Source organism: Mycobacterium rhizamassiliense (assembly GCF_900157375.1).
Taxonomy (GTDB): Bacteria; Actinomycetota; Actinomycetes; order Mycobacteriales; family Mycobacteriaceae; genus Mycobacterium; species Mycobacterium rhizamassiliense.
Window position 1 is genome coordinate 2,477,628 of sequence record NZ_LT721901.1, and the last position, 19,417, is coordinate 2,497,044.

At 66.4% G+C, this 19,417-nt stretch carries 21 protein-coding genes; 11 read left to right on the plus strand and 10 right to left on the minus strand.

Features of this window, described 5'->3' with window-relative positions; translation table 11 throughout:
- Positions 1–39 precede the first annotated feature (39 nt).
- Positions 40–336 (minus strand): ferredoxin, encoded by a 297-nt coding sequence (locus MRAB57_RS12170; RefSeq protein ID WP_077087774.1) that lies wholly within the window; start codon positions 334–336, stop codon positions 40–42.
- Complete coding sequence (locus tag MRAB57_RS12175) at positions 333–1,628, minus strand: NADH-ubiquinone oxidoreductase-F iron-sulfur binding region domain-containing protein (protein ID WP_077090566.1); 1,296 nt, start codon at positions 1,626–1,628, stop codon at positions 333–335. The genes MRAB57_RS12170 and MRAB57_RS12175 overlap by 4 nt, the downstream gene beginning before the upstream one ends.
- Before the next feature lie 36 nt (positions 1,629–1,664).
- Between MRAB57_RS12175 and MRAB57_RS12180 the strand changes: the two genes are divergently transcribed.
- Entirely contained in the window at positions 1,665–2,138 is a 474-nt protein-coding gene (locus tag MRAB57_RS12180) for a hypothetical protein (protein WP_077087775.1), read from the plus strand.
- A gap of 5 nt (positions 2,139–2,143) precedes the next feature.
- On the opposite strand, the gene MRAB57_RS12185 is transcribed toward MRAB57_RS12180, so the two are convergent.
- The 4 genes from MRAB57_RS12185 to MRAB57_RS12200 are packed head-to-tail and all read right to left on the minus strand — an operon-like array spanning position 2,144 to position 5,692.
- Positions 2,144–3,010, minus strand: a complete 867-nt coding sequence (locus MRAB57_RS12185; RefSeq protein WP_077087776.1) for an alpha/beta fold hydrolase — start codon at positions 3,008–3,010, stop codon at positions 2,144–2,146.
- Positions 3,011–3,025: 15 nt separating this feature from the next.
- Positions 3,026–3,424, minus strand: a complete 399-nt coding sequence (locus MRAB57_RS12190) for a Rieske (2Fe-2S) protein (RefSeq protein ID WP_077087777.1) — start codon at positions 3,422–3,424, stop codon at positions 3,026–3,028.
- A 1-nt stretch (position 3,425) separates the two neighbouring features.
- Positions 3,426–4,571 (minus strand): amidohydrolase family protein, encoded by a 1,146-nt coding sequence (locus tag MRAB57_RS12195; protein WP_077087778.1) that lies wholly within the window; start codon positions 4,569–4,571, stop codon positions 3,426–3,428.
- Between the two features lie 29 nt (positions 4,572–4,600).
- A complete protein-coding gene (locus tag MRAB57_RS12200) occupies positions 4,601–5,692 on the minus strand; it encodes an amidohydrolase family protein (protein WP_077090567.1) in 1,092 nt (363 codons plus the stop codon).
- Positions 5,693–6,098: 406 nt separating this feature from the next.
- Between MRAB57_RS12200 and MRAB57_RS12205 the strand changes: the two genes are divergently transcribed.
- The 3 genes from MRAB57_RS12205 to MRAB57_RS12215 are packed head-to-tail and all read left to right on the plus strand — an operon-like array spanning position 6,099 to position 8,934.
- Complete coding sequence (locus tag MRAB57_RS12205; RefSeq protein WP_077087779.1) at positions 6,099–6,911, plus strand: COG4705 family protein; 813 nt, start codon at positions 6,099–6,101, stop codon at positions 6,909–6,911.
- Positions 6,912–6,958: 47 nt separating this feature from the next.
- Positions 6,959–7,627: a response regulator transcription factor gene (locus tag MRAB57_RS12210; RefSeq protein ID WP_077087780.1), complete on the plus strand. Its 669-nt coding sequence runs from the start codon at positions 6,959–6,961 to the stop codon at positions 7,625–7,627.
- A gap of 50 nt (positions 7,628–7,677) precedes the next feature.
- Positions 7,678–8,934 (plus strand): COG4705 family protein, encoded by a 1,257-nt coding sequence (locus tag MRAB57_RS12215; RefSeq protein ID WP_077087781.1) that lies wholly within the window; start codon positions 7,678–7,680, stop codon positions 8,932–8,934.
- Positions 8,935–8,942: 8 nt separating this feature from the next.
- Here MRAB57_RS12215 and MRAB57_RS12220 read toward each other — a convergent pair whose 3' ends face one another.
- Positions 8,943–10,349 carry a sensor histidine kinase gene (locus tag MRAB57_RS12220; RefSeq protein WP_425436743.1) on the minus strand — a complete coding sequence of 469 codons (1,407 nt, stop codon included), beginning with the start codon at positions 10,347–10,349 and terminating at the stop codon, positions 8,943–8,945.
- A gap of 188 nt (positions 10,350–10,537) precedes the next feature.
- On the opposite strand from MRAB57_RS12220, the gene MRAB57_RS12225 reads away from it, so the two are divergent.
- Both MRAB57_RS12225 and trhA read left to right on the plus strand, forming a co-directional pair.
- Complete coding sequence (locus MRAB57_RS12225; protein WP_077087782.1) at positions 10,538–10,942, plus strand: hypothetical protein; 405 nt, start codon at positions 10,538–10,540, stop codon at positions 10,940–10,942.
- A 25-nt stretch (positions 10,943–10,967) separates the two neighbouring features.
- Positions 10,968–11,684: a PAQR family membrane homeostasis protein TrhA gene (gene trhA / locus MRAB57_RS12230; RefSeq protein ID WP_077087783.1), complete on the plus strand. Its 717-nt coding sequence runs from the start codon at positions 10,968–10,970 to the stop codon at positions 11,682–11,684.
- Here the strand turns inward: trhA and MRAB57_RS12235 are convergent.
- From MRAB57_RS12235 to MRAB57_RS12245, 3 genes are read right to left on the minus strand one after another with little or no spacing between them, the layout of a single operon-like run.
- Complete coding sequence (locus MRAB57_RS12235; RefSeq protein WP_077087784.1) at positions 11,681–12,583, minus strand: NAD(P)-dependent oxidoreductase; 903 nt, start codon at positions 12,581–12,583, stop codon at positions 11,681–11,683. The two genes, trhA and MRAB57_RS12235, sit on opposite strands and share 4 nt — an antisense overlap.
- A gap of 8 nt (positions 12,584–12,591) precedes the next feature.
- Entirely contained in the window at positions 12,592–12,984 is a 393-nt protein-coding gene (locus tag MRAB57_RS12240; protein ID WP_077087785.1) for a carboxymuconolactone decarboxylase family protein, read from the minus strand.
- Positions 12,985–12,996: 12 nt separating this feature from the next.
- Positions 12,997–14,421 (minus strand): aldehyde dehydrogenase family protein, encoded by a 1,425-nt coding sequence (locus MRAB57_RS12245; protein WP_077087786.1) that lies wholly within the window; start codon positions 14,419–14,421, stop codon positions 12,997–12,999.
- Between the two features lie 48 nt (positions 14,422–14,469).
- Here MRAB57_RS12245 and MRAB57_RS12250 point away from each other — a divergent pair, with 48 nt between their 5' ends.
- From MRAB57_RS12250 to MRAB57_RS12270, 5 genes are all read left to right on the plus strand, one after another.
- Entirely contained in the window at positions 14,470–15,114 is a 645-nt protein-coding gene (locus MRAB57_RS12250) for a TetR/AcrR family transcriptional regulator (protein WP_077087787.1), read from the plus strand.
- Positions 15,115–15,121: 7 nt separating this feature from the next.
- Positions 15,122–15,871, plus strand: a complete 750-nt coding sequence (locus MRAB57_RS12255) for an alpha/beta fold hydrolase (RefSeq protein ID WP_077087788.1) — start codon at positions 15,122–15,124, stop codon at positions 15,869–15,871.
- Between the two features lie 68 nt (positions 15,872–15,939).
- Positions 15,940–17,286: a hypothetical protein gene (locus MRAB57_RS12260; protein WP_077087789.1), complete on the plus strand. Its 1,347-nt coding sequence runs from the start codon at positions 15,940–15,942 to the stop codon at positions 17,284–17,286.
- Complete coding sequence (locus MRAB57_RS12265; protein WP_077087790.1) at positions 17,283–18,680, plus strand: acyl-CoA reductase; 1,398 nt, start codon at positions 17,283–17,285, stop codon at positions 18,678–18,680. Before MRAB57_RS12260 ends, MRAB57_RS12265 begins: the two co-directional genes overlap by 4 nt.
- Before the next feature lie 67 nt (positions 18,681–18,747).
- The gene (locus MRAB57_RS12270; protein ID WP_077087791.1) at positions 18,748–19,416 is read left to right on the plus strand and encodes a nitroreductase family protein; all 669 of its coding nucleotides are present in this window, start codon (positions 18,748–18,750) and stop codon (positions 19,414–19,416) included.
- The last annotated feature ends 1 nt before the right edge of the window (position 19,417 follow it).

Consider the following 19,417-nt stretch of genomic DNA (forward strand, 5'->3'; position numbering starts at 1 on the left):
TGGCTTCAGTTTATGCCTTTGCCGCCGCCGAAACACAGGTCAGCGCGTAAAGCCCCACTCCGCTTCGTTCTCTTCGGTTTTGAGCCGTTCCGCCGGATCGTCTTCGTCGGTGAGCGGAGGCTGCGGCGCGGGGAACCTGTGCTGGCCGATCTCGGTGATCGCGTGCACCGGGCAGTCCAGCAGCGCCCGCATCACCGCGTCGCGGTCGGCCTCGGCCACGGTGCCGTCCCCTATGAGGGACGCGTAGCCCCAGTCGTCCAGCGAGAAGTACCCGGGCGCGTGCTTGGCGCAGACCCCGAAGCCGTCGCAGACGGTGCGGTCCAAGCGGATCCTCATGCGTGCGCCTCCGCCTCGTAGGGGCGGTCGGCCCGGAAGGCGGCGGGGGAGCAGCCCTGGCACGTGCCGCCCAGATGCGCGGCGACGTCGTCCGGGAATTGGTCGAGCAGGGTGGCGGCGACGTTGGTGGCGGCGTCCAGCGTCGCGCAGGCACCGCGGCCCCGCAGCAGCACCGACCAGCGGCGCAATCGCTCGACGTCCTCGGTCGTCGCGGCGCCGTCGCGCAGCGCCCCCGCGGCGGCGGCCATCGCCGCGGTCCCGTTGAAGCACGAACCGCATTGCCCGGCATTTTCGCGGTCGAAGTAGGCCAGCACCGAAGCCGCGACCGCGACCGGGCAGTCGTCGGTGATCACCGAGATCGCTCCGCAGCCCAGGCCGCTGCCCATGCGTCGCATGGTCTCGTGATCCAGGTTGGTCTCCAGTACGCGGCGGTCGAGCAAGCCGGCGAAGTAACCGCCCATCAGCACCCCGCGCACCTGGTCGGGTGAAACCCCATGCAGGGCAAGCAGTTCGGTGAACGGCAGGCCGTGGGGGAGTTCATAGAGCACCGGCGCGCGGCCGGCCCCGGTGATGGTGGCCAGGAACGTGCCCGGGGACAGCGATGTGCCCTCGGCGCGAAACGCCGCCGCGCCGTGGCGCTGCAGGTAAGGCAGGTTGGCCAGCGTCTCCACGTTGCTGACCAGGGTGGGCCGGTCGTCGACGCCGGCCTCGAAGGGCCGTGGCGGCTTGTCCGTCGGCTTGGCCAGACCCTCGTTGATCATGCGGACCGCGGCGGTCTCCTCGCCGGCGACATAGCCGGGCTGCACGGTCAGCAGCTCGACCCGGATGGGTTGGGAATCGATTTCACCGAGGGCGATTTCGACGCTGTGCGCGGATTCGGGGTCGGACACGTAGACGTAGGCACGGTCGGCGCCGACGATCGTGGCGGCCAACCGGAGCCCGTCCAAAATCAGGTGCGGGCGGTTGCGCAGCAACCAACGGTCCTTGACCGAAGCCGGTTCTCCCTCTTCACCATTCGCGACGACGACCGTGCCGCCGGTCTCGGCGATCAGCCGTCCGTTGTCGCGCACCGTGCGCAACTTGACCGCGAGCGGGAAGGCCGCGCCACCCCGGCCGACGAGTCCGCTGGCTTCCACCTCGCTCAGCAGCGCATCGGGATCGGTGAGCGGGGCATAGCCGCCGGCTTGCCGATAAGCGGCCAGGTCTTCCCGGCCGGCCCGCTCGGTCAGCAGCCGCGGCGTGCACCCGGGCGGGGTGGCGGTGGTGATGGTGGTGGACTGGGTGGTGTTCAAAGCTGGCCTGCCGTCGTCTTGGTTAGGCTTGCGCACATGCGAACTGCGGTGGTGCGCGTCCACGTCGACCCGGACGGCGTGCTGACGCCCGCGCAGCTACGCGACGGCATGGCGGCCCTCCTCGAACTCGCGGCCGCGAGCGGCGCCGGCGTGGTCGAGAACGACCTGGCGTCCATGCCCGTCAGCCGCCGCGAGGTCGAATTGCTCATCGCCGCCGAAGATCGCGACACGGCGAAAGACACCGCAATCGGGTTGTGCGCCAAGGCGTTCGGCTCGAGCCCCGCACCGGGTGTGATCACCTTTGTCAGCCGGGGAACCGACGACGATGCGCAGGGGGTGTTGTCCGCGTTCGGGCTCACCGGGCAGATCGAGCGCACACCCGGCGACGACGGATTCGACATCGTCTACGTGACGCTGCGGGAGTCCGACCTCGAACGCATCCCGGAAAGCCGAGTCCACACGGCGCTGGAGGCGTCGCTCAACTGTGAGGTCCACATTCGCACCGTGTAGACCCATTACGAGCCTAGGAATTCGAGGATGGCGGGCGCGGCCTGCACCCAGGTGTCGAACATGTTGAAGTGCTTGACCCGGCCGGCGGCGCGGTCCTCGGAGGCCCGCTCCCAGGCGTCCTCCGGCCACGGCGGGTCGATGAGCTTCGAGCCTTTGATCAAGCAGCTGACTTCCAGCGACGTCCGCTTGGGGTGGTCCATGTCGTTTTCGCCGCCGCGAATGATCAACGTGGGGACCTTGATCCGGTCGAACATTTCGTCTTCTACACCGGGAATCGTCTGTCCGGGCTTGGACACGAAGGCGTTGAGCCAGCGCAGCATGAGCTTGAGGAAGTCGTCCTTGTCGAAGTCCAGGAAGCGCTGTTTGTTGGCCGGGTTCTCCGCGATGCGCTCCTTCCACTCGGTCACGTTGATCACGCCGTCCATGCCGGTGCCGCGCACCGCGAGGATGCTGGGGATGATGTAGAAAGAGCCGAGCACGAACGAGCCGTAGATGCCGCCGACGATGTTCCACACCACCAGCTTGGTGACCATCTCGGGGTAGAGCATCGTGGTCAACATGGAATCCCTTGCGCCGCCGGATCCCCCGGCGAGGATGCAGCGCTCGAAGCCCAGCCCCGTCACCAGCTTGTGCAGCGTCTCGGCGCGCATGTGCGACTCGCTCTGGCCGTAGAACTGGACGTCGGAGGCGCCGCAGTTGGGCCGGTCCCACAGCAGCACCCGATAGCCGCCCTCGGCCAGCGCCTCGGCCAGCGGGCGCAGGCCCTCGATCTCCTTGCTGAACCGGCCGCCCGGCGTCAGTGCAATGAGATCGCCTGAGTCACCGAGGATTTCGTAGACAACATTTCCCCCGTTGATCTCGATAGAAGGCACCTGATTCTCCTGTAGTTAGGCCTGTACCAGAACGTCGTTGCCGACGACACGCACCGGATAGGTGCGAATGCTCCATTCGGGCTTGACCGCGGTGGTACCGGTGGCCAGCTCGAAACCCCATTGGTGCCAAGGGCAATAGATGAATTCCAGGTCGCGGACCATCACCGCGTCGCCGGGAACGCTCTCGTCCACGATGGTGCGCCCGCGCGGGCGTCCCGAGCACAGCGGGCCACCCTCGTGCGGGCAGTAGTTCGCGATCGCGTAGAAGGTGCCGTTGACGTTGTAGACACCCACCCCGTGACGTCCGATGGGCACCAATTTGTGTGTGCCCGGCGGGATTTCGTCTACGGTGGCGACAACGTGCTCGCGGCCCTGGGCGAGACGTGGCTCGGGCCGTTTGGTTTCTTCGGTCAACTCAGAGCACCCGGGTCTGACCCTCGAGGACCGGCACGGTCTCGGGCAGGTGATAGGTCGCGATGCCGTTCTTGTACATGACCGCGTCGCGGGCGTGCTTGGGCAGGTGCTTGACCAGCCAGCGCGGGTCGTCGAACGTCCAGTGCGGGTAGTCCGAGGAGAAGAGCAGAATCTTCTCGCACTCCATCCACTCCAGGGCGCGGGTCAGCTCGGTCTTGTCCTCGGGGTAGTCCAGCGGCTGGGTGGTGAACTTGATGTGGTCCTTGACGTACTCCGACGGCTTGCGCTTGATGTCCATCCACGACTTGCGCGCCTCGTAGATCGCGTCCATGCGCCACATCAGCGGCAGGATCCAGCTGAATGCGTGCTCGACGAAGACGATCCGCAGCGTCGGGAAGCGGTCGAAGACGCCGTCGAAGATCAGGCTCATCACCTGGTTGGCGGCCAGCAGCGAGTAGGTCACCATGAAGTCGTGGTTGTAGCTGGGGAATCCGACCGGCGGGATCGGTAGCTCGTCGAACTGGCTGCGCGACAGGTGGCAGCTCACGGTGATGTCGTGCTTGGTGGCCGCCGCCCAGATCGGGTCGTATTTCGGGTGGCCCCAGGACGGCCGCGGCTCGGCCTTGATCAGGACCTGCGCCATGAACGGGTGCCCCGCCCATTTCTCGATCTCGCGCGCCGACTCTTCCGGCTCCTCGATGGCGGCACAGATCGAACCGCGCCACCGCTCGTGCCAGTTGTTGTGGCTGTCCAGCCAGTGGTTGGCCTGCCAGTCGTTCAGCGCGGCCGACATCGCGTGTTGCGCCTCGGGCAGGCGCGCCGGGTAGGCGGCCGGTTCCAGGATCGCGATGTCGGAGCCGGCCTCCATGATCAGCTGGCGAAACGCCAAGTCCGGGTCGCTGCAAGGGAATTCGCCGTTGGCGGGGAAGGCGTCCACGCGCATGGCATAGGAGTGCGCGTAGTCGGGGGCGTCATAGTAGATCTGCTCGCCCACCGTGCGGGTGAGGAAGTACTTGCTGCGCCACGGCTCGGGGATGTACGGGAGGAGTTCCCCGCGCTTGGGCGCCGGGTGGACATCCGAGTCGACGCATCGGACGGCTATGCGCTCGGCAGCGGGGACCCGCTCCTGCGAATGGGTCAACGTCATCTGAAACTCCTCAGTCTCACGTCGTACTTCTACTGTGCGCCCACCCCGGCGGGAATGTCTATGCCGTAGAGCTGCGCCGCGTTTCGCCAGCACACCTTGTCGCGCTGCTCGGCGCTCAGGGCGCTGGCCAGTTTCCTGACATCACCGAGCTGCCAGTGCGGGTAGCTCGAGCCGAACATCACCATGTCGTCTTTGCCGGTGAAGCCGAACCATTCGCCGGCGAACTCGACGTCGCCGGGGCCGTCGAGGCTGCCTTGAATGAAGTAGACATGCCCGGGCAGGTAATCGCTGGGGATCCGCGGCGCCCACGGCGTCTGCTCCAGGTGCGGGCGGCCGAAGGTGTCCATCCGCCAGATGAACGGCGTGATGAAGTCCGCGGCGCCGTCGCCCCAGACGAACTTGAGACCCTCGAAGCGCTCGAACACGCCCTCGGCAATCATGTTCATCAGGTGGTACAGGTAATTCAGCGCCATGAAGCTGACGTACTGCTCGTAGGTGCGGGTGTTGCCGTTCGGGGTCGGTGGAAATGCGATGCCCGACCCGACCTCGATGTGCGCGGCGACCGGCAGGCCCGCGTCGACCGCGGCTTCCCAGATCGGCCAGAACTGGGGCTTGCCGTAGAGCTCGCGGCTTTGCAGCGGGACGCCGATCTGGACCACGCGCGGATGCGATCGCCACTTCTCGATCTCGCGCAGCGCGCCCGGAATGTCGTCGGGGTTCACCCGGATGGTGCCGCGGAACCGCTCGCCGAACTGGCTGGACTCGAGCCAGTCCGACACCATCATCTCGTTGTGCGCGGCGTGCAGCGCGCTGCCCAGATGGCGGTCGGGCATGATGCCGCGGGCCGCCGGATGCAGGACGGCGATGTCGACCCCGCGCTTCGAAAACAGTTCATTGCCAACGAATTCCGGATCCGAACCGGGGTACTGGCGATCGGGGCCCTCGGTGTTGGGCGCGTACTCGCCGCCGGGGGCGCCGTACCAGTCCATCTCGTAGTCGGGGAAGCCGCGGCTCTTGAACGGCTCGCGCAGGACCTTGCGCAGCGCTTTGTTCGACGGAAAGAAGATGTGCACGCTCGCATCGATCAGCGGTGTGCTTGTCCCGTCAGCGTGTTCGATCACGACAGCCACCCTTCGGTTCCGGTAGCCAAAGTGAGCCCAACCCGGTCATAAGATAGATAATCTAACATTCTCGTCGGCCGTCGATCAATGGATTTCCGGTAAGCATCTCGATTATTTATAAGCCCTGGTAGGTGCCGGTATTGGTACCATCAGAGCAAGCGTCGTTCTTCAATCCGGATAATACCATTCTCCGGATTCGTCGGAGGCGGTGAGCCGCGCCCGGGACGTTGCTTGGGGGTTCTCGCGGCGGCCCGGTCCGGCGGTACGCGGACATTACAGATTTGCTGACAACTGTCACGCGGGCCCGATCTCAGCGTTTTCTCAGCGCTGCCGCGCAAGCATTGAGGTCGGCTTGGCCGCAACGATTCGCCGCCCGCCCCTTCGAACGAGAACGGAAGGCCGGTTGATGACGGACGTGACGAGACAGGCGTTGACGAAGGTCCCGGCGGTCACTTTGGGCTTTTGGGTCATCAAGGTCCTGGCGACAACGCTGGGCGAGACCGGCGGCGACACCGTCACGATGACGCTGAATTGGGGGTACGCCGCCGGGGTCGCGCTTTTCGGGGTCGCGTTGGTGGCGCTGATTGCCGCGCAGATCTTCGCCGGGCGATTCCACGCGTCCCTGTACTGGGCGACGATCGTGGCCTCGACGACGTTCGGCACCGTGCTGGCCGACTTTGCCGACCGGTCGCTCGGGATCGGTTACACGGGAGGCACCCTTTTGCTCCTGGCCTGTCTGTTGGCGACGCTGGGGCTCTGGCGATGGTCGGAGGGGACGGTGTCGGTCAGCACGGTCTCGACGCCGAAAGTGGAGGCGTTCTATTGGGCGACCATCACGTTTTCCCAGACGCTCGGCACCGCGCTGGGCGATTGGCTGGCCGACACCAGGGGTTTTGGCTACGAGCGCGGCGCGCTGGTCTTCGGCGCGGCTCTGCTCGCGGTGGTGGCCCTGTACTACTGGACTCCCATCTCCCGCGTCACCCTTTTTTGGGTGGCTTTCATCCTGACGCGGCCGCTGGGCGCGACCGTGGGCGACCTGCTGGACAAGCCCGTCGCCAGCGGCGGCCTGGCCCTGAGCCGTCCGCTGGCCTCCGCGGTCCTCGGGGCGGTGATCGTCGCATTGCTCATCGTCCTGCCGCAGCGCGCTGGGAGCCACCCCGGGAGCGCCGAGACCGCCGATCGGACGGCGGCCGGCGAGGGCGTGGGCCCAAACGCATGACCCCAGCACTCCTTTCGTGCGCGCGGCGGGCGACGTAGCGTACCGATATGAGGGTCCTGCTTGTCGAGGATGAAGCGCGGCTTTCGGCGACCCTGTCGAGGGGGCTCAAGGCCGAGGGCTTCGTCGTGGTGTCCGTCGGCACGGGCATCGAAGGCCTGCATGAGGCGCTCGAGAACAGCTTCGACGTCGTGGTGCTCGACATCATGCTGCCGGGACACAGCGGATACGAGGTCTTGCGCCGGATGCGGGCGCGCGACGTGTGGACGCCGGTGCTGATGCTGACCGCCAAGGACGGCGAGTACGACGAGACCGACGCGTTCGACCTCGGGGCGGATGACTATCTGACGAAACCGTTTTCGTTTCGGGTGCTGGTGGCCCGGCTGCGCGCACTGGCGCGCCGCGGTGCGCCGGAGCGGCCCGTTGTGATGACGGCTGGATCGCTGTCGCTGGATCCCGCCCGGCACGTGGTGCAGCGCGGCTCCGACCCGATCTCCCTGACTCCCCGTGAATATGGGCTGCTGGAATTCCTGATGCGCAAGAAGGACGTCGTGGTGACGAAGGCCGAGATACTGCAGAACGTCTGGGACGCCCACCACGAAGGGCCCGACAACGTCGTCGAGGTTTACATGGGTTACCTGCGTCGTAAGATCGATATTCCCTTCGGTACCAATAGCATTGAAACGCTCCGCGGTGTCGGCTACCGGATGATGGGCTAGGCGAAAGCTTCTCAGCGCCGTCTCAGCGATCCTCTTGTACCGTCTGCGGCGTGACTGAGATAACCGGATCGGGCTGGCAGATCCAGCGGCCGTCGCTGAGCAAGGTGCCCGCCGTGACGGCGTGGTTCTGGATCATCAAGATCCTGTGCACCACAGTCGGTGAGAGCTTTGCGGACTGGCTCAACATCACAGTGGGCCTCGGCCTGAACACGACCGCACTGATCTTCACGGTGGCGCTCGCCGCGGTCATGGCATGGCAGTTGACTCTCAATCGCTATGTGTCATCGGTGTATTGGTTGGCCGTGGTCGTCTTCAGCGTGGCCGGCACGCTCTACACCGACATCCTCACCGACGATCTGCACGTTCGGCTGGGCGTGAGCACGGGTGTATTCGCGGTGGCGCTGGCGGTGGTTTTCGGCGTGTGGTTCGCGCGGGAACGCACCCTGTCGATCCATAGCATCGTGACGCTGCCCAGGGAGTTGTTCTATTGGCTCGCAGTGCTTGTCACCTTCGCGCTGGGCACCGCCGCGGGCGACCTGACGCTGGAGCTCACCGGGTGGGGCGCAGGGGTCTCGGTGTTGCTGCCTGCCGGGCTGATCGTGGCGGTCCTGATCGGCTGGCGAATGGGCGCCAACCCGGTGCTGTCGTTCTGGCTTGCCTACATCCTGACCCGACCGCTGGGGGCGAACCTCGGCGACTGGCTGGCGTCGTCGCCCGCCGTCCATGGTGTCGGCCTGGGCACCGCCGTCACCAGCGCCGCCTTCCTGGCCGCGATCCTGGTCACGGTTGTCTATCTCACCGTCAGCCGGGTCGACGTCATCGATAGGGTGGGGCAGGACCGAAACCTGCCCGCCGCAACGACTCTCGCCCGTGAGCGGGTGATGCTCGGCTACTACGCCGTGGTCGCCGCGGCGACGGTAGTCGGCCTGGTGATGTGGTCGGCCGGCCATTCCAAATTCGTCATGGAAACCGATGACGAGGGGGGCGCAAAGCCGGTTGCTTCGACGCTTGTCCCGGGATCGGCTTCCGCGCACTTCCCGCCCGCCGAGATCGCCAAGTTCCGGGTGATCGCCCAGGACACTCTTGGCAAGGTGCGGGGCGGCGATCAGCGCGGCGCCAGGGACCGCATCACGGATCTCGAAACTGCTTGGGACGAAGCCGAACCCAATCTACGCCCGATGGACGGGGCGGCCTGGTCCGTGCTTGACCGGCAAACCGATGCCGCCCTGAGCGCCGTGCGGGCGGGGCATCCCGACCCGGCCACCGAGACTCGGGCCTTGAATACGTTGCTCGACTCGCTGCGCTGAACCGCCGATTATCGGCATGGCCGCTGGGGCAATGTCACGATCATCGCGGTACCTCCGTCGGGCCGGTCGTCGATGGTGACGGTGCCGCCGTGCGCGGCCACCACCTCGGCGACGATCGCCAGGCCCAGTCCGGTTCCGCCGCCGCTGCGGGCGCGGTCGGTGTCCAGTCGCACGAACCGCTCGAAGACCCGGGCCCGATCGGCCGCGGCAATGCCGGGGCCGTCGTCGCTGACGGTGAGGACCGCGGAGCCTTCGCGGCTGCCGCTGTGAATGTCCACTCGTGATTTCGCATGGCGGACAGCATTTTCGACGAGGTTACGAATGATGCGCCCCACCGCCGCCGGGTCGCCGATCAGACGCGTTGGGGATAGGTCGGTGTAGATCGCGCACCCGGTGTCGCGCCGCACCCGGGCCGCCTCGACCTCGGCGAGCTCGTCAAGGCGCACCTCGTCCTTGCGCAACACCAGGCTCTGTTCGTCGGTGCGAGCCAGCAGCAGCAGGTCCTCGATCAGCACACGCATCCGGTGGGCCTCCGGAAGTAGCGTGCCGACAGCCAATTCCGCGTCGAGCAGCTCGGGATGCGCCTCGGCGACTTCCAGCCCGGAGATGATGGTGGCCAACGGACTGCGGAGTTCGTGGGAAGCGTCGCTGACGAAGCGCTGCTGGGTCCGGTGTCCCGCCTCGATACGCGCCAGCATTTCGTTCATGGTGACCGCCAGGGCCGAAATCTCGTCGCGACTGGTGGGGACGGGAACTCGTTCGGCCAAATCCGAAGCCGAGATGTCGGCGACCCTGCTGCGGATTGCGTCGACAGAGCGCAGCGACCGGCGAACCAGCCAGTAGCTCGCCGCTGCCGCTACCGCGACGATTATCGGTGCGCCGCAAGCGAAGAGCAGCGCGACGGCCCGCGCGGTGGCCTCGACGGCTTCGCTACCCCCGCCAACCAGCACCGTGTATTCACCGGTCGCGGTGTTCACCCGTTGGCCGCTGATCCGCATGTTGTCAGTGGGCACTTCGTCGTCGGGGATGCCACGGCGCAAGTTGAGGTCGAACCGTGTGACGGGGATCAGCGCGGTGTCCGGCGCTAGACCGGACCGGCTTATCACCTTGCCATCGGGGGCGATGAGTTGGACCGCAACCACGTGTTGGTCGGTATCCAGCAGTGCGCTGTCGAGGCCGCCGGGCGGTTCGGACCGCAGTTCTTCCACGATGTTGCGGACTCTGGCCGCGGTGGCGTCGTCGACGGCATCCAGCAACGACCGGTACAGGATTGCGTCCAATATCGCGCCGGCAAGCGCGAGCGCCACCAACACGACGATCGCCGATACCGCGGCCGAGCGGGCGGGGACACCCAGGTTCGCAAGGCGCAGCGAGGACTCATCTCGCCGAAGCGGCCAAATCGCGGATAGGGGCACGATCTGATTCTGCCGGTCTTCGCATCGGCTGAGAACACCGCAGCTCACACGCGTTCTCAGTGGATTCTCAGCGGCCCGCTCCTACTCTGGCACTCCCAGGTTGAGGACGGATCGCCTCGCCAGCCCGCCGCACCGCGGGGATGACGGATGGCTGGTGAATTGGGAGGTAAGAACGGTTTGGGAATCTGATGAACGTCGACCAACTGCGCCGTGTGCTCGCGGAGCTGCCGGGTGAGATGCCCGTGGTGCTCAGCGATTCCAAGCTGGGCTGGATGGAGAACGCGGCGCTGTATGTGGCGCCCGCGCATCGTGATCGGCGCGTCTCCGGCACGTATATCTACGCGCGTCATCACGCCGGCAGCGACAACTGTCACGCGCTGCTGGTCAGTGGCTTTGGCCAACTTGACGATGATGTGGTCGACATCTCTCCGCAGCTCGCTTGGCCCACAGTGATCGACGTGGAGCCCGAGCCGCAACGAAGTTGTGCGCGCGCAACAACATTGGCCGGACTGGTCAGCACGTCAGGCCCCGACACAGACGATTCACAGATGAGACATAGCGAGCGCCAAAGCCAGTGCGGGACAATCCAATGAGCGCTCAATGGTAGTGAGGAGAACGATGAGCTCCCCAGCTAACTTGGTCTCTCAGCCCGGCCCTGGACACGAGGCCGCGGCAGTCGACAGTGCCGCCGACGCCCTGGACAAGCCACGGCTGCGGGGCTGGATCCACCTCTACTGCGCGGTCGCGGCCTTCTTCGCCGGCTCGGCCCTGGTGGTGGTGTCGTGGGCGCTGGCGTCCAAGCGCGCCGGACATTCGACGCTGACGTATGCCCTGGCGATCGTGGCGATGTTCGGTGTCAGCGCGATTTACCACCGCGTCGACTGGGAGTCGCCGGTCGTCCGCAAGTGGATGCGGCGGCTGGACCACTCCATGATCTTCGTGTTCATCGCCGGCAGCTACACGCCGTTCGCCCGACTGGACATGCCGCGCACCACGGGATACGTCGTGCTCTCGATCGTGTGGGGCGGCGCGGTGGCCGGAATCCTGCTGACGATGTTTTGGCCGTCGGCGCCACGATGGCTCGGGGTGCTGCTGTACCTGCTGCTGGGCTGGGTGGCCATCTGGTACACCCCGCTGATCCTGCACAACGCCGGGGTGGCCGCGACGGTGCTGCTGGCGGTGGGCGGCGCGCTGTACAGCATCGGCGCGGTGTTCTATGCGTTGCGCAAGCCCGACCCCTGGCCGCGAACGTTCGGCTACCACGAGCTCTTTCACGCCTGCACCGCGGTCGCGGCCATCTGTCAATACATCGCGATGTGGTACGCGGTCTTCTAGACCGACGGTGTATCCGCCTGTCCCACAGTGACACCGGCGGCATTCTCGAACGGCTTGATAATCGCCGTGAAGTCGGAGTCCGCGCCCTGGTCACGCGCGGCGGCCTCCCAAAGACGGCCGATCGTCTCGGCCACCTCGACCGGCACGCCGAGGGCCCTGGCCTCGTCGAGATAGAGCCGCACATCCTTGAGCATCAAGCCGGTGGCGAAGCCGTAATCGAAAGTGCGGGGCAGGATTGCGCGCGGAAACTTGTCCCGGCTAGCGCTCGTGCCGCCCGAACCGGCATTGAGCACGTCGACCATCACCGCCGGGTCGAGACCGGCCTTGACGCCCATGACAACGACTTCTGCCGTCGCGACCAAGACATTGGCCGCCAGGATGTTGTTCGCCAGCTTCATCGTCTGCGCCGACCCCGGCTTCTCGCCGATGTAGAAGGGGCGCCCGATTGCCTCGAGAATGGTTCGTACCAAATCGAATTCGTTACGCGGGCCGGACACCATCACGGCCAGCGCGCCCTTTTCGGCCCCGCCGACACCGCCGCTGACCGGGCTGTCGAACGCGGCGATGCCCCGGCCGGCCAGCAGGTCATGGATCTGCACCGCCGTTTGGCTGCCCGCGGTGGACAGGTCGACGTAGCGTTTGACGCTCGAGCCTTCGATCACGCCCGTGGCGCCGGTGGCCACCTCGAGGCACACCGCGGGTGTCGGGAGGCTGGCCAACACCGTCTCGGCTCGATCGGCCACCTCCTTGGGCGACGCCGCGGGCTGCGCCCCCAGGGCGACGATGCGGTCGAGCGCCGCGCCGCTCGTGTCGAAGGCGACGACGTCATGCTTTTCGCCGAGCAGCCGAGTTGCCATGGGAAAACCCATGTTTCCCAACCCGATGAATCCAATCTTCATCGCGGGCGTCAGTCCTTGTCCTGGCTTTGATCCAGCTCGCCGAAGACCGCGGAGGCGATGCGGAAGCTGTCGACCGCCGCGGGCATTCCCGCGTAGATGGCGACCTGCAGGAAGATCTCCCGGATTTCGTCGCGGCTGACGCCGTTGGTCAGCGCGCCCTTGATATGGGTGCGCAATTCGTTCGGCCGGTTGAGGATTGAGATCATCGCCAGGTTGAGCATGCTGCGGGTCTTCAGGGGCAGCCCATCGCGACCCCAGACCGCGCCCCAGCAGTATTCGGTGACGAGATCCTGTAGCGGCTCGGTGAAGTCGTCAGCGGCGGCCATTGCGCGGCCGACGTACTCTTCGCCCAGCACGGCGGAACGGATTTCCAACCCCCGCTGATATGTTTCGCGATCCAATGTTCTTCTCCTTTAAAGGCGTACGACGACCGTCTTGGTGGCCGTGAACATGTCGAGGGCCTCGTAACCCTTCTCGCGGCCGTAGCCGGATTTCTTGAATCCGCCGAATGGTAGTTCCACCCCGCCGCCGGCGCCGTAGGTGTTCACATAGACCTGGCCCGCGCGGATCTCCGCGGCGAGCCGGTGCGCGCGGGATAGGTCCGTGGTCCAGACCGCGCCGAGCAGACCGTACTGCGTGCCGTTGGCCAACGCGATCGCCTCCTCCTCGGTGCGGAATCGATTGACGGTCAGCACGGGACCGAAGATCTCCTCCTGGGCTATGGTGTCCGCGGGATCGACGTCGGTGATCACCGTCGGCCCGAAGTAGGCGCCGTCGGCCAGCCTCGGGTCGTCGGGAGGCGCACCGCCACAGACTATTTCACCCTTGGTCTTGCCGGTGACCATCGACTCGACCCGCTGCTGCTGCTTGCGGGAGACCAGCGGCCCCAGGTCGGGATCCTCGAGCCCAGGCCCGATCGTCACGGACCGCAACCGCTGGCGGACCATCTCGACCAAGGCGTCGTGCACCGAGTCATGCACCAGCAGGCGCGATCCCGCCGAGCAGGTCTGACCGGCGTTCTGCAGTATCGCCTTCGCGACCGACTCCGAAGCGCGCTCCAAATCCGCGTCGGGGAAGACGATCTGGGGAGATTTGCCGCCCAGCTCCAGGGTGGTGGGTGCGACCCGGTCGGCGGCGGCGTGGGCGATCAGCGAGCCGATCTGGGTGGATCCGACGAAACCGATGTGGTCGATTCCCGGGTGGGCCGCCAGGGCGGCGCCCGCCTCGGCGCCGATCCCGGTCACCACGTTGAAGACCCCGGGCGGCAAGCCCGCGTCGATAGCGATCTGCGCGAATTCGACTGCGGTGCGCGGTGTTTCATCGGCCGGCTTGGCCACGGAGCAATTGCCCACGGCGATCGCGGGGGCCACGGCGCGGGCCAGCAACTGCATCGGGTAGTTCCAAGCGATGATGTGCCCGGTGACTCCGAACGGCTCCCGCCGGGTGTACACGTGCAGATCCGTTGACAGCGGGATGGTTTGACCGTAGTAGGAGTCGATGGCGTGGCCGTAGAAGCGGAAATACCGGGCCGCGACGGTCGCATCGGTGCGGGCCTGGGTCAGCGGCTTTCCGGTGTCCTCGCTCTCGAGCCGGGCCAACCGCTCGTGGTTCTCGGTGATCAGATCGGCGATGCGGGTCAAGAGCGTGGCGCGCGACTCCGGTGACGTTTCGCGCCAGAGTTTCGACGCGGCCGCCGCGGCACCGACGGCCCGATCCACCTCGTCACTACCGCCCCGCGCCACCGATCCGAGGGACCGCCCCGTGGCCGGGTCGATGTTGTCGTAAAGGTCGGCGGAGGCCACCGATTCGCCGTCGATGAATGACTGCGTGCTAGTCACGGTGACCCCTTGGCTGAGTTTGTCGTCCCAACGGTTATCTACACGTTAATGTATATTTCCGTGGTCACCACAACCCGGCGTGGGCGCCCGACGCAGGCCGAAGCCAAGAAGCTGCACCAAAAGCTGCGCAAGGCCGCGGTCGCGACGTTTGTCAAGCACGGCTACGACGGCACCAGCATGGACGCGATCGCCAAGGCGGCCGGCATCACGCGACGCACCCTCTACGCGCGCTATCCCGACAAACGTGCTGTCTTTCTTGACGTCATTCCGTGGGCGCTCACCCGCACGACGGAGCGGGAGGCCGCCCAGGAGATCGACGACGTCGACCTGCGAACCGCGCTGGTCGCGGTCGGCCGGGCGGGGCTCGCGCGGGCCATCGACCCCGACGTCGTGCGCCTGAAGCGGATCGCGATGACCGAGTCGGCGCGGTTCCCCGAATTTGCGGTCAGTGCGCACTCGATGACGTGGTCGCCGCGGCACCGGCAGGTGATGGATCTGCTGCACCGCCACCACGAAGCGGGGGCCATCGACGTGGACGATCCCGAGTTGACCGCGGGCCACTTCATCGCGCTCGTCGAACACCTGCCCGCTCGGCTGGCGGACTCCGGCATCTACCGCAGCTCCGAGGAGGAGGAGCGCCACTTGCAGCGCGCCGTCGACCTGTTCCTACGCGGCGTGCTGCGTCGGGAGTGACACCGCGATGACCTGGCCCGGTCTGGTGTTGGTGCACGGCGGCGCGCACGCCGCTGATTGCTGGGACCTGACCATGGCCGAATTGTCCAGGTGCGCACCGGAATTGCGAGTCCTGGCGGTCGATCTGCCCGGCCGCGCCAGTAGGCCGGCTGACCTGGCCACCGTTACGATCGCCGATTGGGTGAACTCCGCGGTTGCCGATATCGACGACGCCGGGTTCGACGACGTTGTGGTCGTTGGGCATTCGATGGGTGGGCTCACCGTGCCGGGCATCGTGGCGAAGCTGGGTGCTGCGCGGGTGCGCGAAATGATCCTGTTGGCGGCGTTCGTGCCGCCGCAGGGGTCATCGGTGGTGGCAGCGCTGCGCGGGCCCCTGGTCCCGTTGGCGCGTTCGGCGGGGCGGATTCAGAGATCGTTCCCAATGCCAAGGGCCCTAGCGCGTTTCGCATTCTGCAACGGCATGACGCGCGAGCAGCGCGAGCTCACGCTGTCGCGACTCTGCATGGAATCGCCGGCCGTCATTTTCGAACCGGCAGACCGCAGCGGTCTGCCCAACGGCGTGCCGCGGACCTGGATCATGACCCTGCGGGACCGGGCGCTATCGAGGCGCCAGCAACTCGACGCCATCAAATCACTCGGCGGCATCGACACCATGGTCTGCCTCGACGCATGCCATGACGTGATGTTCAGCCAACCCGCGCGGCTCGCGGAAGTCCTGGCCGAGCGGTGCCGGCGGCACGCCCGCGACCGGTCGTGAGCCTGGAAAATTAATATACGATGATGTTTACTTAATGGCGACCGCATCGCCCGCGCAAGGAGCACCGCATGACATCTGCAGTAGATCGCCTGGTGGCGTTGGTCGGGGCCGACGACTGCTTCGACATCGCACCCGCCGAGCTGCTGCCCGTGCAGCTGGCGGCGGCCAACGAGCGGCTCGCGGCCCAGGCCCAGCGCATTCCGCTGCTGGCCAACCGCGCTGAATCGGGCAGGGTCAAAGAGATCACGCAGACCGCCGACCTGGTGCCACTGCTGTTCGCCCACACCACCTATAAGACCTACGGGGAAGGCTGGCTGAACGATGGCCAGTGGGACCGCATGGGCAGGTGGCTCGCGACCGTGTCCACCCGCAAGGTCGAGGGGCTCGATACCAGCGGGGTGCAGACGCTCGACGACTGGATCAAGCAGCTGGAGACCGTCGGGCACTTCCTGTCGTGTTCGAGCGGCACCACCGGAAAGCCGGCCATGCTGTCGTGCACCGAGACCGACATCGAACTCTCGGGGAGGATCAACAGCGCGGCGCTGCTGTGGGCCACCGGCCTCACCCGCGGCGAGGACCGCAAATTCCTGGGCCTGGGACCGCAATTCGCCGCGCCGCGCGAGGACGCGATCCGTCAGGCCATGGTCGAGTGCTTCTCCTCGCGGTATCCGTCCTACCAATTCGGCGACGGCGAGCCGATCACCGTCGGGTCGATGGTCGACATGATCACGCTGCGGCGCAAGCTGACCGAGGGCACCGCGCGCCCGAATGAAATCGCGGATTTCGAACGCATCGCCACCCAGCGTGCCGCCGACATGGATACCTCGGCGAAAAAGGCGGTCGACGCGGTGATCGAGGCGCGGGCGTTGCCGCTATTGGCGGCAGGCATGTTCGCGACCCTGTATCAGATCGCCGAGGGCATCCGCGCCAAGGGCCACGGCGGTGACGACTTCAACCCCAACAACGCGATGATGGTCGCCGGCGGCCTCAAAGGCACTGTGCTGCCGGAGAATTACCGCGAATACATCCTGGAGACGTTCAACGTCGCCGAAGAGCGGCTCTACCACGCCTACAGCATGCGCGAGATCAACGCGGTGTTCCCGCTCTGCCATGGCGGCCGATACCACGTCTCGCCCTGGGTGATGATGCTGCCGCTGGACAGCGCCGGCGAGCAATTGGTGGACCCGGGCACCGGCGAGATCGAAGCGCGAGCAGCGTTTTTCGACGCCTCGATCGAAGGCCGCTGGGGCGGCGTGATCAGCGGGGACCGGATTAACATCAGCTTCGCCAAGTGCCGGTGCGGGCACCAGGGCCCGACGATCGATCGGGAGATCACCCGTTATTCCGACCTGCCGGGTGGAGACAAGATCACCTGCGCCGGCAGCATCGACGCCTACGTACGCGGTGTGTCATGACGTCCGTCGATGCGCTGCGGGCGCCCCACTTCGTCCAGGGCGTTTTGGTCGAGGGCGAGGCGGTGCGCCACCGATCGCGCGATCTGGGCGCTGACTTCGTCACTCCCACAATCGATCTGGACTCGCTGGTGATGCCGCGATCGCAGCTGCCGCCGTTGCTGGACGTCAAGCTCGCCGAAATCATCGACTTCCTAGCCGAAACAGGCGAGCGCCTGCACCTGGACCGCAACCCCCACCTGCAGCAGTGCCTGGAGCTGATCGCGGCGACAAATCCGCTGCCGCGCCGCGTGGTGGAGAACCTCTATCGCCAGGCCCCGATGTACCTGACCAAGCCGCTGCTTCAGAGCATGGTCGACTCGAATTTCGCCAATCGCGAGGCGCTGGACAGCTGGGTCGAGCACACCGACATGTACGGCAACAAGGGTGCGGTGCGGGCGTTCCCGTCGCGCATGGTGCACATGCTGGCGGGCAATGCCCCGTCCGGTTGTGTCGCGTCGATCGCGCAGGGCGCCCTCGTCAAGGCGGTCAACCTGTTCAAGATGCCGTCGAGCGACCCGTTCACCACGGTGGCGGTGCTGCGAACAATGGCGGGGATCGATCCGAAACATCCTGTCGTGCAGTCGATGTCCGCGGTCTATTGGCAGGGCGGCGACACCGCCATCGAACGCACGCTGTATCGGCCGCAGTATTTCGACAAGATTGTCGCCTGGGGCGGGGGCGAGGCGATCAATAACGTGATCCAATACCTGGGCCCGGGAATCCAAATGATCTCGTTCGACCCCAAGTCGTCGATCTCGATGATCGGTCGCGAGGTCTTCGAGTCGCAGGACCGCGTTGCCGACGTCGCCGATCGGCTGGCGGCCGACACCACGGTGTTCAACCAGGAGGCCTGCCTGGCCAGCCGCTTCGCGTTCGTGGAAGGCCTACGGGCCCAGGTCGAATCGCTGTGCGCCACGCTGGCGCAGCGGCTGGCCGTGGACCGCGAATTCGCTTCCGCGGCGGCCCCGCCGTTGTCGGCCGAGTCGCGCGACGAGATCCAGGTGGCCGAAGCCATGGGCGATCTCAAGGTGTGGGGTGGCTTCGACGGCCGCGGCCTGGTCATCCTTTCGGACCGGCCCGTCGAATTTCAGCCCACCAACAAGACGTCGAACGTCGTGATGGTCGAATCGCTCGACGACGCAGTGCGCTACGTCAACGTCGCCACCCAGACCATCGGCATCTACCCCTACGAGCGCAAGAAAGAGCTGCGCGACCGGCTGGCCAGCCAAGGGGCGCAACGGTTGTGCCGCTTGGGGACCGCGAATGCGCACGTGCTGGGCAGCCCGCACGACGCGATGTATCCGCTGCAGCGATTCGTGAATTGGATGGGCGACGACGACATCACTCTTGGCTAGCGGCGATCGGTCGGGACCCCCGGCACGCTAGGTTGCTTCAGGAAAGCCCGTGCCGGAAGGAGTCACCATGGCGGTAGCGAGCAGCGATGTCTGGGAAGTGATGTCGACCGCCAGGACGATCAGGCGCTTTACCGACGAGCCCGTAAACGAGGCGGTGTTGGCCCGCTGCCTGGAAGCCGCCCGTTGGGCGCCCTCGGGCGCCAACGCGCAGGGCTGGCGGTTCGTCGTCCTGCGTTCTCCCGAGCAACGGGCGGTCGTCGGCAAGGCCGCCGCTCACGCGCTGGAGGTGATCGAGCCTGTTTACGGGATGAGTCGCCCCGCGCCCGACGACAACAGCCGCCGCGCCCGTACCTACCGCGCCACCTACGAATTGCACGACCGGGCCGGCGAGTTCACGTCGGTCCTGTTCGCCCAGCAGCATTACCCGACGGCCTCCGAGCTGTTGCTCGGCGGTTCGGTGTTTCCCGCCATGCAGAACTTCCTGCTGGCCGCCCGCGCCCAGGGCCTGGGCGCGTGCCTGACCAGCTGGGCATCGTACGGCGGGGAGCAGCTGCTGCGGGATGCCATCGGGGTGCCGGACGGCTGGCTGGTGGCCGGCCACATCGTGATCGGCTGGCCGAAAGGACAGCACGGACCGGTCCGTCGCCGCGAGCTCGCCGAGTTCGTCAACCTCGACCGTTGGGACGAGCCCGCCGACGGACTCTTGTCCGCCGGACGGGAGCAATCGACGCCCTGAC

What these genes read in the sequence shown, in the direction of transcription:
- MRAB57_RS12170 (WP_077087774.1), bottom strand. Translation starts at nt 336, where the DNA reads ATGAGGATCCGCTTGGACCGCACCGTCTGCGACGGCTTCGGGGTCTGC.
- MRAB57_RS12180 (WP_077087775.1), top strand. Translation starts at nt 1,665, where the DNA reads ATGCGAACTGCGGTGGTGCGCGTCCACGTCGACCCGGACGGCGTGCTG.
- MRAB57_RS12195 (WP_077087778.1), bottom strand. Translation starts at nt 4,571, where the DNA reads ATGACGTTGACCCATTCGCAGGAGCGGGTCCCCGCTGCCGAGCGCATA.
- MRAB57_RS12205 (WP_077087779.1), top strand. Translation starts at nt 6,099, where the DNA reads ATGACGGACGTGACGAGACAGGCGTTGACGAAGGTCCCGGCGGTCACT.
- MRAB57_RS12210 (WP_077087780.1), top strand. Translation starts at nt 6,959, where the DNA reads ATGAGGGTCCTGCTTGTCGAGGATGAAGCGCGGCTTTCGGCGACCCTG.
- MRAB57_RS12225 (WP_077087782.1), top strand. Translation starts at nt 10,538, where the DNA reads ATGAACGTCGACCAACTGCGCCGTGTGCTCGCGGAGCTGCCGGGTGAG.
- trhA (WP_077087783.1), top strand. Translation starts at nt 10,968, where the DNA reads ATGAGCTCCCCAGCTAACTTGGTCTCTCAGCCCGGCCCTGGACACGAG.
- MRAB57_RS12235 (WP_077087784.1), bottom strand. Translation starts at nt 12,583, where the DNA reads ATGAAGATTGGATTCATCGGGTTGGGAAACATGGGTTTTCCCATGGCA.
- MRAB57_RS12250 (WP_077087787.1), top strand. Translation starts at nt 14,470, where the DNA reads ATGTATATTTCCGTGGTCACCACAACCCGGCGTGGGCGCCCGACGCAG.
- MRAB57_RS12255 (WP_077087788.1), top strand. Translation starts at nt 15,122, where the DNA reads ATGACCTGGCCCGGTCTGGTGTTGGTGCACGGCGGCGCGCACGCCGCT.
- MRAB57_RS12260 (WP_077087789.1), top strand. Translation starts at nt 15,940, where the DNA reads ATGACATCTGCAGTAGATCGCCTGGTGGCGTTGGTCGGGGCCGACGAC.
- MRAB57_RS12265 (WP_077087790.1), top strand. Translation starts at nt 17,283, where the DNA reads ATGACGTCCGTCGATGCGCTGCGGGCGCCCCACTTCGTCCAGGGCGTT.
- MRAB57_RS12270 (WP_077087791.1), top strand. Translation starts at nt 18,748, where the DNA reads ATGGCGGTAGCGAGCAGCGATGTCTGGGAAGTGATGTCGACCGCCAGG.